Annotated in this window: 9 protein-coding genes; all 9 read right to left on the bottom strand. The window is 61.5% G+C overall.

Going from position 1 to position 14,535, the window contains the following annotated elements:
* Positions 1-26: 26 nt before the first annotated feature.
* Positions 27-2,564 carry a PAS domain-containing hybrid sensor histidine kinase/response regulator gene (locus tag AC07OG_RS09415; protein ID WP_495066852.1) on the bottom strand — a complete coding sequence of 846 codons (2,538 nt, stop codon included), beginning with the start codon at positions 2,562-2,564 and terminating at the stop codon, positions 27-29.
* 208 nt (positions 2,565-2,772) lie between these two features.
* The gene (locus AC07OG_RS09420) at positions 2,773-4,728 is read right to left on the bottom strand and encodes an acetoacetate--CoA ligase (protein WP_495066853.1); all 1,956 of its coding nucleotides are present in this window, start codon (positions 4,726-4,728) and stop codon (positions 2,773-2,775) included.
* 198 nt (positions 4,729-4,926) lie between these two features.
* Positions 4,927-5,700: a 3-hydroxybutyrate dehydrogenase gene (hbdH, locus tag AC07OG_RS09425; protein WP_060540628.1), complete on the bottom strand. Its 774-nt coding sequence runs from the start codon at positions 5,698-5,700 to the stop codon at positions 4,927-4,929.
* Between the two features lie 7 nt (positions 5,701-5,707).
* On the bottom strand, positions 5,708-7,099 hold the full coding sequence (locus AC07OG_RS09430) for a GntP family permease (RefSeq protein ID WP_060540629.1): 1,392 nt from the start codon (positions 7,097-7,099) through the stop codon (positions 5,708-5,710).
* A 309-nt stretch (positions 7,100-7,408) separates the two neighbouring features.
* On the bottom strand, positions 7,409-8,824 hold the full coding sequence (locus tag AC07OG_RS09435) for a sigma-54 interaction domain-containing protein (RefSeq protein ID WP_495066854.1): 1,416 nt from the start codon (positions 8,822-8,824) through the stop codon (positions 7,409-7,411).
* A 128-nt stretch (positions 8,825-8,952) separates the two neighbouring features.
* Complete coding sequence (locus tag AC07OG_RS09440; protein ID WP_495066855.1) at positions 8,953-10,530, bottom strand: ABC transporter ATP-binding protein; 1,578 nt, start codon at positions 10,528-10,530, stop codon at positions 8,953-8,955.
* Positions 10,531-10,557: 27 nt separating this feature from the next.
* Positions 10,558-11,580 carry an ABC transporter permease gene (locus AC07OG_RS09445; RefSeq protein ID WP_495066856.1) on the bottom strand — a complete coding sequence of 341 codons (1,023 nt, stop codon included), beginning with the start codon at positions 11,578-11,580 and terminating at the stop codon, positions 10,558-10,560.
* A complete protein-coding gene (locus AC07OG_RS09450; protein ID WP_060540633.1) occupies positions 11,580-12,641 on the bottom strand; it encodes a microcin C ABC transporter permease YejB in 1,062 nt (353 codons plus the stop codon). The genes AC07OG_RS09445 and AC07OG_RS09450 overlap by 1 nt, the downstream gene beginning before the upstream one ends.
* The gene (locus AC07OG_RS09455) at positions 12,641-14,509 is read right to left on the bottom strand and encodes an extracellular solute-binding protein (RefSeq protein WP_495066857.1); all 1,869 of its coding nucleotides are present in this window, start codon (positions 14,507-14,509) and stop codon (positions 12,641-12,643) included. Before AC07OG_RS09455 ends, AC07OG_RS09450 begins: the two co-directional genes overlap by 1 nt.
* Between the last annotated feature and the right edge of the window lie 26 nt (positions 14,510-14,535).

Here is a 14,535-nt window from a genome sequence, read left to right on the forward strand (position 1 = left end):
AACGGGGCGCGCGATTATGCCTCAAGTCAGCGGGCATGGCCGATCATCGTGCGAATCTTGTTGGCCAGCAGGTCGATGGTAAATGGTTTGGACACCATGTCCATGCCGTGCTCGAGGAAGCCCTGGCGTTCGGCGGCGATTTCCGCGTAGCCGGTCATGAACAGCACTTTCAATTCGGGACGATGCTGGCGGGCGATTTCCGCCAGTTGCCGGCCATTCATCCCCGGCAGGCCGACGTCGGTCACCAGCAGGTCCACCCGCAAGTCGGACTCGAGCATGGGCAGGGCGGCACTGGCGTCTTCGGCTTCGTAGGCGCGGTAACCGAGCTCGTTCAACAGATCGAGCACCAGCATGCGCACCGCTGAATCGTCTTCCACCAGCACTACGGTTTCCCCGGCAATGACTGGCGGTGCTTCGCCCACCAGCGGCTGCGGCTCCGCCACCTGTTCGGTGCCGTCCAGACGCGGCAGATACAGGCGCACACAGGTGCCCCGGTCTGGCAGGCTGGACAGGGTGACATGGCCGCCCGACTGCTGGGCGAAACCGTAGATCATCGACAACCCCAGGCCGGTGCCCTGGCCAATGGGTTTGGTGGTGAAAAAGGGATCGAATGCCTTGGACAATACCGATGGCGTCATGCCGATGCCGTTGTCGCTGACGGCAATCATCAGGTAGTCCCCGGCGTTGACCTGTTCCAGGGTGGTGATGTCGCTGCCATCGAGATACACGTTGGCCGTTTCGATCAACAGCTCGCCGCCGTCGGGCATGGCATCGCGTGCGTTGATCACCAGGTTGAGCAAGGCATTTTCCAATTGACTGACATCGGTGTTGACCAGCCAGACGTTCTCGGTCAATTGCAGTTTGAGTTCAATGTGGTCGCCCGTGGTGCGGCTGAGCAAATCTTCCAGCGAATGGATCAGCTCATTGGCGTTGAGCGGCTTGCGATTGAGCGACTGGCGCCGGGAGAACGCCAGCAGGCGATGGGTCAGGGCGGCGGCGCGGTTGGCCGAGGACACGGCCGCTTCGGTGAAGCGGGTAATTTCGTCGACACGGCCTTCGGCAATGTAGCGCTGCATCAGGTCAAGGCTGCCGATGATGCCGGTGAGCATGTTGTTGAAGTCGTGGGCAATGCCGCCGGTGAGCTGGCCGACCGCTTCCATTTTCTGCGCATGGCGCAGCGCTTCTTCGGCGCGTTCGCGCTCGCACATCTCGTTTTGCAGGCGTTCGTTGGCTTGCGCCAGTTGCCGGGTGCGGGCGGCCACCCGTTCTTCCAGGGTTTCATTGAGGTTACGCAGGGCTTCCTCGGTCTGTTTGCGCTCGGTTTCGTCGATCACGAAGATGTAGAAACCGTTGACCGTGCCATCCGCCCCGTGGCGCGGCAGATAATTCATCAGGGCCTGGCGGATGCTGCCGTCGCGATGTGGGGTGCTAATGCTGAAGCTGCAGGGTCTGCCGGACAGTGCTTCGGCGACGTAGGACGCACGCAGCGCGTAGGCTTCTTTTCCGAGCACTTCAACTATGGTCCGGCCATAGAGTTCCTGAGGCGTCAGGCCGTACCAGTCGAGGTAAGCGGCATTGTTCAGGCGAAAGCGTTCCTCGCGGTCGACGTAGCTGATCAGGATTGGCATGGCGTTGATGATCAGCTGCAGCTCGGTCTGGCTCTGGCGCAGGGCCTGTTCGGTTTGTTTGCGCTCGGTAAGATCAAGGGCTGCACCGAGGAAGCGGATCGGGCGGTCATGGTGATCCTTGTAGCAACGGCCACGGGCAAACACCCAGCGCAGCTCCCCATCCGCTTGCAGCAGGCGATATTCTTCGGCGTACTCGCTGCCCTGGGTGATGCAGTGCCTGATGCTGCGGGTGATCAGGGCGCGGTCCTCGGGGTGCACGCCATTAAGGTATTCGCTGATTGGCAGATGATTGGCCTTGGCCGGATCGATGCCATGTAACTGGGCGAAATGCGCGTCGGCGATGAAGCGGTCCTCGCTGATGTCCCAATCCCAGGTACCGACCGCGTCAGTGGCGGCGAGGGCCAGTTGCAAGCGTTCTTCGGTTTCGCGCTGGGCCTTGAGGCTGGCGGCCGAACGTTGTTCGAGCTCCAGAGCGATGCGTCGGCGTTCGTTGGTTTGGATGGCCGTGACCAGAATTCCCGCGACCTCGGTATTTTCGTCACGAATGGGGCTGTAGGTCAGGTCCAGCCAGAGGTCGGATTCCTGGGCTTCGCCTTGCAGGGTGAAGCGCTGTTCGCTGTAGGTGCGCACCTGACCTTGCAGCACCGCGTGGTAAATCGGATCGGTGAAGTCCTTCAGCTCAGGCCAGATCTGGTGCGTCGGTTGCCCGAAAGCCTGCGGATGTTTACTGCCGGCCAGCAGGGCGAAACCGTCGTTGTAGATCTGCGTCAGCTGCGGGCCCCACAGCAACAGCATCGGCATCGGTGAGTGAATCACGATATCCACGGCGGTTCGCAGGCTCTGTGGCCAGTTGCTGGCAGCGCCCAGCGGACTGTTTTCCCAGTCCAGTCGGGCAATCAGGGCCTGGGCATCGCTGGCGGTCGGTGTTGCATTCATCGAGAAGTCCTGCGCATAAGTCGGCATGGCTGTGCCTATTCTTGCACAGCTGGGCGATGCTGGAGGATTCGGTGGGGTGAGCGGTTCACGTTGCAGGCACCCTGTGGGAGCGGGCTTGCTCGCGAAGGCGGAGTATCAGTTCTCAATGATGCCGACTGACACACCGCCTTCGCGAGCAAGCCCGCTCCCACAGGGGGGGGGCGCAACCTCAGGTTTTCAGTTCAGGACGGTCGCGAAATTGCTCCAGGGCTTCGGGGTTGGCCAGTGCATCGGTGTTTTTCACTTTCTGCCCGTGCACGACGTTACGCACCGCCAGTTCAACCACCTTGCCGCTGATAGTCCGGGGAATGTCCGTGACCGCGACAATCTTAGCCGGCACGTGGCGCGGTGTGGTGTTGGCGCGGATCATCTGGCGAATCTGCTGCTGCAGCTCCTCGTCCAGTTCGACGCCATCGTGCAATCGCACGAACAGCACCACGCGCACGTCTTCCTGCCACTGCTGGCCGATGGCGACACTGTCGAGTACCTGCGGGACTTTCTCCACCTGACGATAGATTTCCGCGGTGCCGATGCGCACGCCGCCGGGATTGAGTACCGCGTCCGAGCGTCCGTGGATCATCATCGCGCCGTGGGGCAACTGCTCGGCATAATCGCCCTGGGCCCATACGCCGGGGAACTGGCTGAAATACGACGCCAGCAGTTTCTTCCCGTCAGGATCACTCCAGAGGCCGACGGGCATCGCCGGGAAGTGGCGGGTGCAAACCAGCTCGCCCTTTTCGCCAATCACCGGCTGACCCTTGTCATTCCAGACTTCCACCGCCATGCCCAGGCTCTTGCCCATGATTTCTCCACGTCGCACCGGTAGCCAAGGGTTGCCGTTGACGAAGCAGGAAACGATATCGGTACCACCCGACATCGATGCCAGGCGCACGTCGGGTTTGAAGTCGCGGTAGACGTAGTCGTAGCTTTTCGGTGCCAGGGCAGAACCGGTGCAGAGCAGGGTTTTCAGGCTGTCCAGTTCATGGCTGGACCTGGGCCTGACACCGCTGCTTTCCAGGGTGGCGAGGTATTTGGGGCTGGTCCCGAAGACACTGATGCGCTCGTCGTCGATCAGCTCCAGCAAGCGCGAGTTATCGGGATGGAACGGCGAGCCATCGTACAGCACCACGGCGCTGCCCACGGCCAGGGCCGAGACCAGCCAGTTCCACATCATCCAGCCGCAGGTGGTGTAGTAGAACAGGCGATCGCCGGGGCCGAGATCGCAATGCAGGCCGTGCTCCTTGACGTGTTGCAGGAGCACGCCGCCGGTGCTGTGGATGATGCACTTGGGCACCCCGGTGGTGCCGCTGGAGTAGAGGATGTACAGCGGATGGGCGAATGGTACCGGGACAAAGTCCGGCTCGCCGCCGGGGTCGTAAAAGTCGTCCCACAGCGTCACGTTGGCCTGCGTGCGGAAATCTTCGATGTGCGCCTGCGCTCGCGCGTAGGGCACGACAACCAGCTGTTGCAATGATGGCAGGCGCTCGAGAATCTCGTTGATCTTGGCAGTCTGGTCGATCTCCTTGCCGGCGTAACGGTAACCGGCGCAGGTGACCAGCACGTTCGGTTCGATCTGGCCGAACCGGTCAACCACCCCCTGGGTGCCGAAGTCCGGTGAAGAACAGGACCAGATCGCCCCGAGGCTGGTGGTGGCGAGCATGGCCACCAGGGTTTGCCAGGTGTTGGGCATGCACGCGGCGACCCGGTCGCCAATACCGACACCGGCGGCCTTCAGACCGTTCTGAAAGCCGGCCACATGCTCCGCGAGTTCAGCCCAGGTCAACTGTTCGCGCTGGCCGTTTTCGCCGACAGCCACCACCGCCACTGCATCGTCGCGACGGCGCAGCAGGTGTTCGGCAAAGTTCAGGGTTGCGCCGGGGAACCACTGGGCGCTGGGCATCTGTGGGCCTTCGCGCAGCACCGCGTCCGGTTGATCGTGGAAGCGGATGTCGAAGAAGTCGACGATGGCCTGCCAGAAATCTTCACGATGGTCGATGGACCATTGGTGCAGGGCAGGGTAGTCATCGATTTTCAGAGCATGCCGCTGATTGATGAAGCGCCGAAAGGCCTCCATGCGAGTCTTGGCGATGCGCTTGGCGTCGGGTTGCCAGAGGATGTCGGACATGGTTTGCCTCTTCTTATCGCATACATGGGTGCTTTTGTGGCGAGGGGGCTTGCCCCCGCTGGGTGGCGAAGCCACCCCAGGCCCTGCGCCCCCATTTTCTGGGTATACCGCGAGCATAGCGTTTGCGACTGCTTCGCAGCCGAACGGGGCGGTGCGGCGGTCCGACAAGCCCCCTCCCCACAAGGGTCTTGCAGGCGCTTACTGCGCCAACCACCCGCCATCGACATTCCACGCCGCCCCACGCACCTGGCTGCCGGCCTCGCTGCACAGGAACAGCACCAGTTCACCCAGTTGCGGTGGCGTCACGAATTCCAGCGATGGCTGCTTTTCAGCGAGCAAATCATGCTGTGCCTGCTGCGGATCAATTCCGGTCGCAGCGCGGTCGTCGATTTGTTTTTGCACCAATGGCGTGAGCACCCAGCCCGGGCAAATCGCGTTGCAGGTGACATTGCTGGTGGCGGTTTCCAGGCCCACCACTTTGGTCAAACCGATCACCCCGTGCTTGGCGGCCACGTACGCCGCCTTGCCCACCGAGCCGACCAGGCCATGCACGGATGCGATGTTGATCACCCGGCCCCAGCCCTTGGCGCGCATGCCCGGCAGGCTCAGGCGGGTGCTGTGGAACACCGACGACAGGTTGATGGCGATGATCGAATCCCAGCGCTCCTCCGGAAACTCCTCGACCGCTGCCACGTGCTGAATGCCCGCGTTGTTGACCAGAATATCCACGCCGCCGAACTCGCGCTCGGCATAGGCGATCATCTGGGCAATCTGTGCCGGGTCGCTGACGTCGGCCGGGTGATGGCCGACCTTGCCGCCGAACTGTTGCACCTGGGCGATGACCTCGCACGGGTCGCCGAAACCATTGAGGATCAGGTTGGCCCCGGCCTTGGCCAGGCTGAGCGCGATACCCAGGCCGATGCCGCTGGTGGAGCCGGTGACCAGTGCGGTCTTGCCCGATAAAGTCGTCATGAATACCTCACACAATGCCAGTGGCGTAGAAGGTGCCGATCACCACGAAAACCGCGAGTGTCTTGATCAGCGTAATACAGAAAATGTCTTTATAGGCCTCGCGGTGGGTCAGCCCGGTGACCGCCAGCAAGGTGATCACCGCGCCGTTGTGCGGCAGGGTGTCCATGCCGCCACTGGCCATCGCGGCGACCCGGTGCAGCACTTCCAGGGGAATATTCGCGGCGTGGGCGGCGCTGATGAACTGCTCGGACATCGCCGCCAGCGCAATGCTCATGCCCCCTGACGCGGAGCCGGTGATACCGGCCAGCAGGGTCACGGTAATCGCTTCATTGACCAGCGGATCGGGAATGTTCTTGAGCCAGTCGGCCAGTACCAGGAAGCCCGGCAACGAAGCAATCACGGCACCGAAACCGTATTCCGACGCGGTGTTCATCGCTGCCAGCAGTGCGCCGCTGACCGCACTCTTGCTGCCCTCGGCGAGCTTGCTGCGAATGGCCTGGAAACCGAATGCCAGCACCATCAGGATGCCCACCAGCAGCGCGGCTTGTACCGCCCAGATCGCCGTGAGTTTGGCGATTTCGGTGGTGACCGGAGCGGCCATGCCCGGCAGCTGCAGGCTGTGGGTCTTGCCGTACCACTGTGGAATCCAGTGGGTGAACAACAGGTTCATGATGCCCACCGCCAGCAGCGGCGAGAGGGCGATCCATGGATTGGGCAGCTTGATGTCGGCAGCGGTTTCCGGCTCGTTGCGCAAATCAGTGCCGTAACCTTCGCCGGTGCGTTGCGCCTTGTTGCGCTGGCGCTGCAGAAACAGCATGCCGGCGCAGAACACGAAGATGGTGCCGATCACACCCAGCCAGGGCGCGGCCCATGCGGTGGTGTTGAAGAAGGTACTGGGGATGATGTTCTGGATCTGCGGAGTGCCGGGCAGAGCGTCCATGGTGAAGGAGAATGCGCCCAGGGCAATGGTCGCCGGGATCAGGCGTTTGGGGATATTGCTCTGGCGGAACATTTCAGCGGCGAAGGGATAAACCGCGAACACCACCACGAACAGCGAAACACCGCCATAAGTCAGCAGGGCGCAGACCAGCACGATCACCAGCATCGCCTGGCGGGTGCCAAGCAGGCGGATCGCGGCAGCAACGATCGAGCGGGAGAAGCCCGACAGCTCGATCAGCTTGCCGAACACGGCACCGAGCAGGAATACCGGGAAGTACAGCTTGATGAAACCGACCATTTTCTCCATGAACACGCCGGTGAAGACGGGGGCAACGGCGGAAGGGTCGGTGAGCAGGACAGCGCCGAGGGCGGCAATGGGGGCAAAAAGGATAACGCTGTAGCCACGGTAAGCAGCCAGCATCAGCAGCGCGAGGGCTGCCAAGGCAATGATCACACTCATGGTGTGTCTCCTGGGTTGTTATTTTTGTAGGGTGGATCTGTTGTAGGAGAGGCGTATAGCGAGATTTGTGCCATGTGCTTAAGTTGTTGAAATATAACGATATATTTTGTTTGTGGGACGGCGGGTGGCGAATTCGTCTCGTTCTGGAGAATTTGTTGCGCGGCTGGAATGATCGCTGGCAAGCCAGCTCCTACAAGTCAGCGGTGTTCCACGGTACGTTGGTGCGCCTAAAACCCGTAGGAGCCGGCTTGCTGGCGATGCGCGCAAGCGCAAAAACAACGGCGTCTACAAAAAGAGATAGATATCTCACTATTGAGACTCGGCAATCCCCAAGGCCGCCATCTTTTTGTAAAGCGTCGACCGCCCAAGCCCCAGCCGGGCCGCCGCCTCAATCACCTTGCCGCCGCATTGTGCGAGGGTGCTCTCAATCAAATGCCGATCGAAACGCTCCCGCGCCGCGCTGAACGTTTCATGGGCCAGCGGCTCAAGGGTCAAGGGCGCCACACGCTCCACCGGGGTGAAGGTGCCAATGGCCGCACGGATATCCGCAGTTGTCAGGCGCAAGTCATCGCTAAGCAGGGCGGCTCGCTCGAGCACGTTGCGCAATTCGCGGATGTTCCCCGGCCAGGCGTGCTGAGTCAGCAGCGCCAGCGCTTCGTGGTGCAGTTCGTGCTGGCTGCGCAGTTCCTCGAGGATCGCTTCGCTGAGCGCCGGCACGTCGTCGAGGCGGTCGCGCAGGGGCGGGACTTGAATAGGCAACACATTGAGGCGGTAATACAGATCGGCGCGAAACTCGCCGCGCTTGATTGCCGCTTCGAGGTCCGTGGAAGTCGCGGCGATCACTCGCACATCGCTCTGAATCATTTCGTTGGAGCCGACCGGTTCGAACTCTTTTTCCTGCAGCACCCGCAGCAGTTTGCTTTGCAGGGGCAGCGGCATGTCGCCGATTTCATCAAGGAACAAAGTGCCGCCCTGGGCGATCTGCAACTTGCCGGCGCGGCCCTTGCGATCGGCTCCGGTAAAGGCGCCAGGGGCCGTGCCGAAGAACTCGGCCTCCAGCAACGACTCGGGAATCGCCGCACTGTTGATGCTGACGAAGGCCTTGTGCGCTCGCGGCGAGGCATTGTGGATGGCCTGGGCCAGCAACTCTTTGCCCGTGCCGGTTTCGCCCAGCAGCAACACTGGCGATTCGGTGCTGGCACTGCGTCGGGCACGGCGCTTGACTTCGAGGCTGGCCGCGCTGGTGCCGATGAAGTGGGCGAAGTTGTACTTGGTCTGCCGCGCGCGTAACAGCGAGCGGGTGGAGGCCAGTTCTTCCTGCATGCTCATGTAGCGTTTGAGCATGGGTGAAAGGCTGCGCAATTCATCGAACAGGGCAAAGCCGATGGCGCCGATCACCACGCCGGTGTCGTCGTGAATTGGCAGGCGCATGACCACCAGCGGTTCTTTTGAGGTGTCCTGCATGTCGAGCAATATCGGCCGACCAGTGCGCACCACTTCGCGCAACAGACTGCCGGGAATAACGCTTTCGCAGGGTTTACCGATGGCAATTTCCGCCGATTCCAGGCCGAAACGGCGGGCATAGCGCTCGTTCATCCAGACGATGTTGGCGTCGCGGTCGACAATCACCGTGCCTTCGCTGGATTGCTCGATGATCTCGAACAGCGAGCGGATCGCCAGCAGGCGCACGCGCTGGTAGTCCTTGAGGTTTTCGGTGGTGTTCATCTGTAGCGTCCATTTTTGGGATCAAGATCAAAAGATCACAGCCTGCGGCAGCTCACAGGGAATGCGGTCCCCTGTGGGAGTGAGCCTGCTCGCGATTGTCGCGACGCGGTCTGAAACCTGGCACTGAATCATGCATGCCCCAAAAGCGCCGCCGCCAACAGCTCCTTGGTATACGGATGCTGCGGCGAATCGAACACGTCATGGCTGGCGCCGCTTTCCACCACTTTGCCATCCTTGATCACGATCATGTCGTGAGCCAGGGCGCGCACCACCGCAAGGTCATGGCTGATGAACAGGTAGGTCAATCCGTATTTTTCCTGAAGCTGGCGGAGCAGGGCGACCACCTGTTTTTGCACGGTGCGGTCCAGCGCCGAGGTCGGCTCATCGAGCAGGATCAATTCGGGCTTGAGCACCAGTGCCCGGGCAATGGCGATGCGTTGGCGTTGGCCGCCGGAAAATTCGTGAGGGTAGCGATGACGGCTCTGCGGGTCGAGGCCGACCTCCGTCAGTGCCCGTTTAACTTCAGCATTACATTGCTCGGCGCTCAGCTGACGATGCACTTGCAGGCCTTCGCTGATGATCTGCGCCACGGACATTCTGGGGCTGAGGCTGCCGAAAGGGTCCTGAAACACCACCTGCATCTTCTTGCGCCACGGCCTCAGCTGCTTTTGCGTCAAGCCGTCCAGCGCCTCGCCCTGGAAGCGAATGCTGCCTTCGGAATCGAGCAGACGCAGGATCGCCTGACCCAGAGTGGACTTGCCCGAACCGGATTCGCCGACAATGCCCAGGGTTTTGCCACGCTGGATGTTCAGGCTGATGCCGTCCACGGCTTTGAGGTACGTCTTGCGCTGGAACAGGCCGCCACTGACGGCGAACTGCACCTGCAAATTATCCACCTCCAGCACGTTTTCGCGCTGGTCTCGGGGCAGGGCTTCACCTTCCGGTTCGGCGTTCAACAGCTCGCAGCTGTAAGGGTGTTTCGGCTCGTTGAAGAGCGTTTCACAAGGCGCCTGCTCGACAATTTCCCCGGCCTTCATCACGCACACCCGCTGGGCGATGCTGCGCACCAGATTGAGGTCGTGGCTGATCAGCAGCAGCGACATGCCCAGGCGGTGTTGCAGGGATTTGAGCAGCAACAGGATCTTGCGCTGCACCGTCACATCCAGTGCGGTGGTCGGCTCGTCGGCGATCAGCAACTCCGGCTCGCAAGCCAGGGCCATGGCAATCATCACCCGCTGACGCTGGCCCCCGGACAATTGATGCGCATAGGCCTTGAGCCGTTCCTCGGCTTTCTGAATGCCCACCAGATGCAGCAGCTCGAGAATCCGTGCCCGCGCCGCTTTACCGGCCAGGCCTTTATGCACCAGCAACGTCTCGCCAATCTGCTTTTCGATGCTGTGCAGCGGATTGAGCGAGGTCATCGGCTCCTGGAAAATCATCGCAATGCGATTGCCGCGCAACTGACGCAGTTTTTTGCCCTCGGCCCCCACCAGCTCCTGGCCGCGATAACGGATGCTGCCGGTCGTCTCGGTGCCGCATTCGGGGAGCAATTGCAGGATCGAGTGGGCGGTGACCGACTTGCCCGAGCCCGACTCACCGACCAGCGCCAGGCATTCGCCGGGGCGGATATCCAGGTTCAGGTTGCGCACCACGGTCTGGCCGCTGAAGGCGACGCTGAGGTCACGGATTTCGATCAGGTTAAGCATATCAATGTCCGTTGCATGGCCATGTCTTCAGGAGCGAGGGTCGAACGCATCGCGCAACGCCTCGCCGATAAACACCAGTAGGGAAAGAATCAGCGCCAGGGTGAAGAATGCGGTCAGCCCCAGCCAGGGCGCTTGCAGGTTCTGCTTGCCCTGGCCGATCAGTTCGCCCAGCGAAGCGCTGCCGGCGGGCATGCCGAAGCCGAGAAAGTCCAGCGCCGTCAGGGTCGAGATGGCCCCGGTCAGAATGAACGGCAGGTAACTCAAGGTCGCATTCATGGCATTGGGCAGAATGTGCCGCACGATGACTTTGCGGTCGGTCAGGCCCAATGCGCGAGCGGCCTTGACGTATTCCAGGTTGCGCCCGCGCAGGAACTCGGCGCGCACCACGTCCACCAGCGCCAGCCATGAAAACAGCGCCATGATCCCCAGCAGCCACCAGAAATTCGGTTCGACGAATCCCGAGAGGATGATCAGCAGGTACAGCACCGGCAAACCGGACCAGACCTCGAGCAGGCGCTGGCCGAGCAGATCGACCCAGCCACCGTAGTAGCCTTGCAGGGCGCCGGCGGCGATGCCGATCAGGGCACTGACAAGGGTCAGCATCAAGGCAAACAGGATCGACACCCGGGCGCCGAAAATCACCCGGGCCAATACATCCCGGGCCTGGTCGTCGGTGCCCAGCCAATTCACGCTGGAGGGCGGGCTGGGTGCCGGTTTGTTCAGGTCATAGTTCGGCGTGTCGTCGCTGAACGGGATCGGCGGAAACAGCAGCCAGCCGCCGTCTTTCTTGATCAGCTGCTGTACGTAGTCGCTGCGGTAATCGGCCTGAAACGGCAACTTCCCGCCGAACTCCTGTTCGGTATAGCGCTTGAGGGCAGGGAAGTACCACTGGCCCTGATAACTGACCATCAGCGGTTTGTCGTTGGCGATCAGTTCGCCGCCCAGGGTCAGCATGAACAGACCGATAAATAACCACAGCGACCACCAGCCACGACGGTTTTTCTTGAAACGCTCGAAGCGGCGGCGGGCCAGCGGAGAAAGCTTGAGCATCAGGCATTCCTCGCGGCGAAGTCGATGCGCGGGTCGACCAGGGTGTAGCAAAGATCGCCGACCAGTTTTATCAGCAGGCCGAACAGGGTGAAGATGAACAGTGAGCCGAACACCACCGGGTAGTCCCGCGACACCGCGGCTTCGTAACTCATGCGCCCCAGACCATCGAGGGAGAAGATCACTTCGATCAGCAGCGAGCCGGCAAAGAACACGCTGATAAAGGCCTGGGGGATGCCCGATACCACCAGCAGCATGGCGTTGCGGAACACGTGGCCGTACAGCACCCGTCGCTCGCTCAAGCCCTTGGCGCGGGCGGTGACCACGTATTGACGGGTGATTTCATTGAGGAACGAGTTTTTCGTCAGGATGGTGAGTGTGGCGAAACCGCCGATCACCAGCGCCGTCACCGGCAGGACCAGGTGCCAGAAGTAATCGGCGACCTTGCCCAGGGTCGACAGCGAATCGAAGTTGTCCGAGACCAGCCCGCGCACCGGGAACCAGTTCAACGACGTGCCGCCGGCAAACACCACGATCAGGAACATGGCGAACAGGAATGCCGGCATGGCGTAGCCGATGATGATCGCGGTGCTGCTCCAGATATCGAAATGGCTGCCATGGTGCACAGCCTTGCGGATGCCCAGGGGAATCGACACCAGGTAGGTGATCAGCGTCGCCCATAACCCGAGGGAAATGGTGACCGGCATTTTTTCCAGGATCAGGTCAGTGACCGTGGCGCCCCGGAAGAAGCTTTTGCCGAAGTCCAGGCGTGCGTAACTGGTGAGCATCAGCCAAAGGCGCTCGTGGGCCGGCTTGTCGAAACCGTACTGTTTTTCAATGTCTTTGATCAGCTTCGGATCCAGGCCGCGACTGGCCCGGGAAGTGCCGCTCATGGCTTCACTGGAACCGCCGCCGACCGCGGCACCGCCTATGCCTTGCAGGTGGGCGATGGCCTGTTCCACCGGCCCGCCCGGCGCGGCCTGGACGATGACGAAGTTGACCAGCAGGATGATCACCAGCGTCGGGATGATCAACAGCAGGCGCCGCAATATGTAAGCCCACATCAGTGCGGCCCTCCGGGTCTGCCTCGGCGGATGCGCTCGGCGGTCATTTGCTGGTTGGTCAGTGGTGTGCGGCTCATTTCCCACCAGCTTTCGATGGCTTCGTCATTGCTCGCCTGCACGTCCGGGATGCCGAAGCGGTTCCACCATACTGTGGAGGTGCCCGGTGGGTAATAGTTGGGAATCCAGTAGTAGTTCCATTGCAGCACCCGGTCCAGCGCGTGGGCATAGCGCAGCATTTCAGGCTGGGTATCGGCCCGCACCAGGCCTTTGATCAGGCTGTCCACCGCAGGGTTGCTCAACACCATGTAGTTGTTGGAGCCCGGATCGGTTGCCGCCACCGAGCCGAAATAGTTGAACAACTCACCCCCCGGAGAGGTGGTGACCGGGTAGCCGGTTACGATCATGTCGTAGTCGCGGCTCATCAGGCGGTTGACGTACTGGGACGAATCGATGCGGCGGATGTTCAGGTCGATGCCGATCTGTTTCAAGCTGCGCTTATAAGGCAGCAGCAAACGGTCCAGACCGTTCTGGCTGACCAGGAAGGTAAAGCTCAGTGGCTCACCGTTGGCGTTGACCAGATGATCACCGTCCGGTTTCCAGCCGGCCTGTTCGAGCAAGTCCAGGGCTTGCAATTGCTTGTCGCGAATCAGGCCGCTGCCATCGGTTTTCGGTGCCTCGAACACCTGGGTGAAAACTTCGTCGGGAATCTGCCCGCGCAAGGGTTCGAGAATCGCCAGCTCGCCGGCATCCGGCAATTGTCGGGCGGCAAGGTCCGTGTTGGAAAAGAAGCTCTGCTGGCGGATGTACAGGTTGCGCATCATCTGCCGGTTGCTCCATTCGAAATCCCAGAGCATCACCAGCGCCTGACGCACCCGGCGATCCTGGAACATCGGTTTTTGCAGATTGAACACAAAACCCTGGGACGGCTGCGGTGCCTGGGTCGCCAGATGGGCCTTTTGCAGGCGGCCGTCGCTCAGGGCCGGGCTTTCGTAGCCGATGGAGTATCCGGTGGCGGAAAACTCGCGGTTGTAGTCGTAGGCACCACCGCGCAGTACCTGGCGTGCCACGTCGGTATCGCCGAAGTACTCGATGCTGAACAGGTCGAAGTTGTACAGGCCGCGACTGACCGGCAAGTCCTTGCCCCACCAGTCGGGGTTGCGTTCGAAGGTGATGCTGCGCCCCGAGTCGACCTTGCTCACTTTATATGGACCGCTGCCCAGGGGGGGCTCGTAACCGCCGCCATCGGCGAAGTCGCGGGTGCTCCACCAGTGCTGGGGAAGCACCGGCAAGGTCGCGATGTCCAGCGCCAGGGTGCGGTTTTGATTGTTTTTGAAATCGAAGCGAACGGTCAGCGGCGCTTCCACTTCGACGCCTTGAACGTCGGCGAACTGGGTGCGATAACGCAGGCTGCCCTGGGTCATCAGCAAGTCGAAGGTATAGCGCACGTCTTGGGCAGTGATCGGTTTGCCATCGGCAAAACGCGCGTTGGGGTTGAGCTGGAAACGCAAGGACAGGCCGTCCTCGGAACGCTCCATTGCCTGCGCCACCAGGCCGTACACGGTATAAGGTTCATCGAGCGAGCGCTGGGCCAGGGGGGAGTAGAGCAGGCCGTCGATCTGTGAGACGCCGATACCCTTGTCGATGTAGGGCAGTATATGGTCGAAGTGCCCGATTTCGATCGCCGAACGACGCATGGCGCCACCCTTGGGGGCCTGGGCATTGGTGTAGTCGAAATGACTGAAACCGGCAGGGTATTTGGCCGGTTCGCCGTACACGGTCATTGCATGTTGTGGTGCGGCATTCACACCAGCGGCACTCAATAGCAGGGCCACGGCAGTGAACAACAGGGTCGGGAAAGCCAGTCGCATTGTCAGCCTTAGAGCCGGGTGGTCGT

Source organism: Pseudomonas sp. GW821-FHT09H03 (assembly GCF_059415945.1).

Bases quoted from the DNA above. Each gene is read 5' to 3' on its own strand.
- AC07OG_RS09450 (WP_060540633.1), bottom strand. From the start codon at position 12,641: ATGTGGGCTTACATATTGCGGCGCCTGCTGTTGATCATCCCGACGCTG.
- AC07OG_RS09455 (WP_495066857.1), bottom strand. From the start codon at position 14,509: ATGCGACTGGCTTTCCCGACCCTGTTGTTCACTGCCGTGGCCCTGCTA.
- AC07OG_RS09420 (WP_495066853.1), bottom strand. From the start codon at position 4,728: ATGTCCGACATCCTCTGGCAACCCGACGCCAAGCGCATCGCCAAGACT.
- AC07OG_RS09445 (WP_495066856.1), bottom strand. From the start codon at position 11,580: ATGCTCAAGCTTTCTCCGCTGGCCCGCCGCCGCTTCGAGCGTTTCAAG.
- AC07OG_RS09435 (WP_495066854.1), bottom strand. From the start codon at position 8,824: ATGAACACCACCGAAAACCTCAAGGACTACCAGCGCGTGCGCCTGCTG.
- AC07OG_RS09430 (WP_060540629.1), bottom strand. From the start codon at position 7,099: ATGAGTGTGATCATTGCCTTGGCAGCCCTCGCGCTGCTGATGCTGGCT.
- AC07OG_RS09440 (WP_495066855.1), bottom strand. From the start codon at position 10,530: ATGCTTAACCTGATCGAAATCCGTGACCTCAGCGTCGCCTTCAGCGGC.
- hbdH (WP_060540628.1), bottom strand. From the start codon at position 5,700: ATGACGACTTTATCGGGCAAGACCGCACTGGTCACCGGCTCCACCAGC.
- AC07OG_RS09415 (WP_495066852.1), bottom strand. From the start codon at position 2,564: ATGAATGCAACACCGACCGCCAGCGATGCCCAGGCCCTGATTGCCCGA.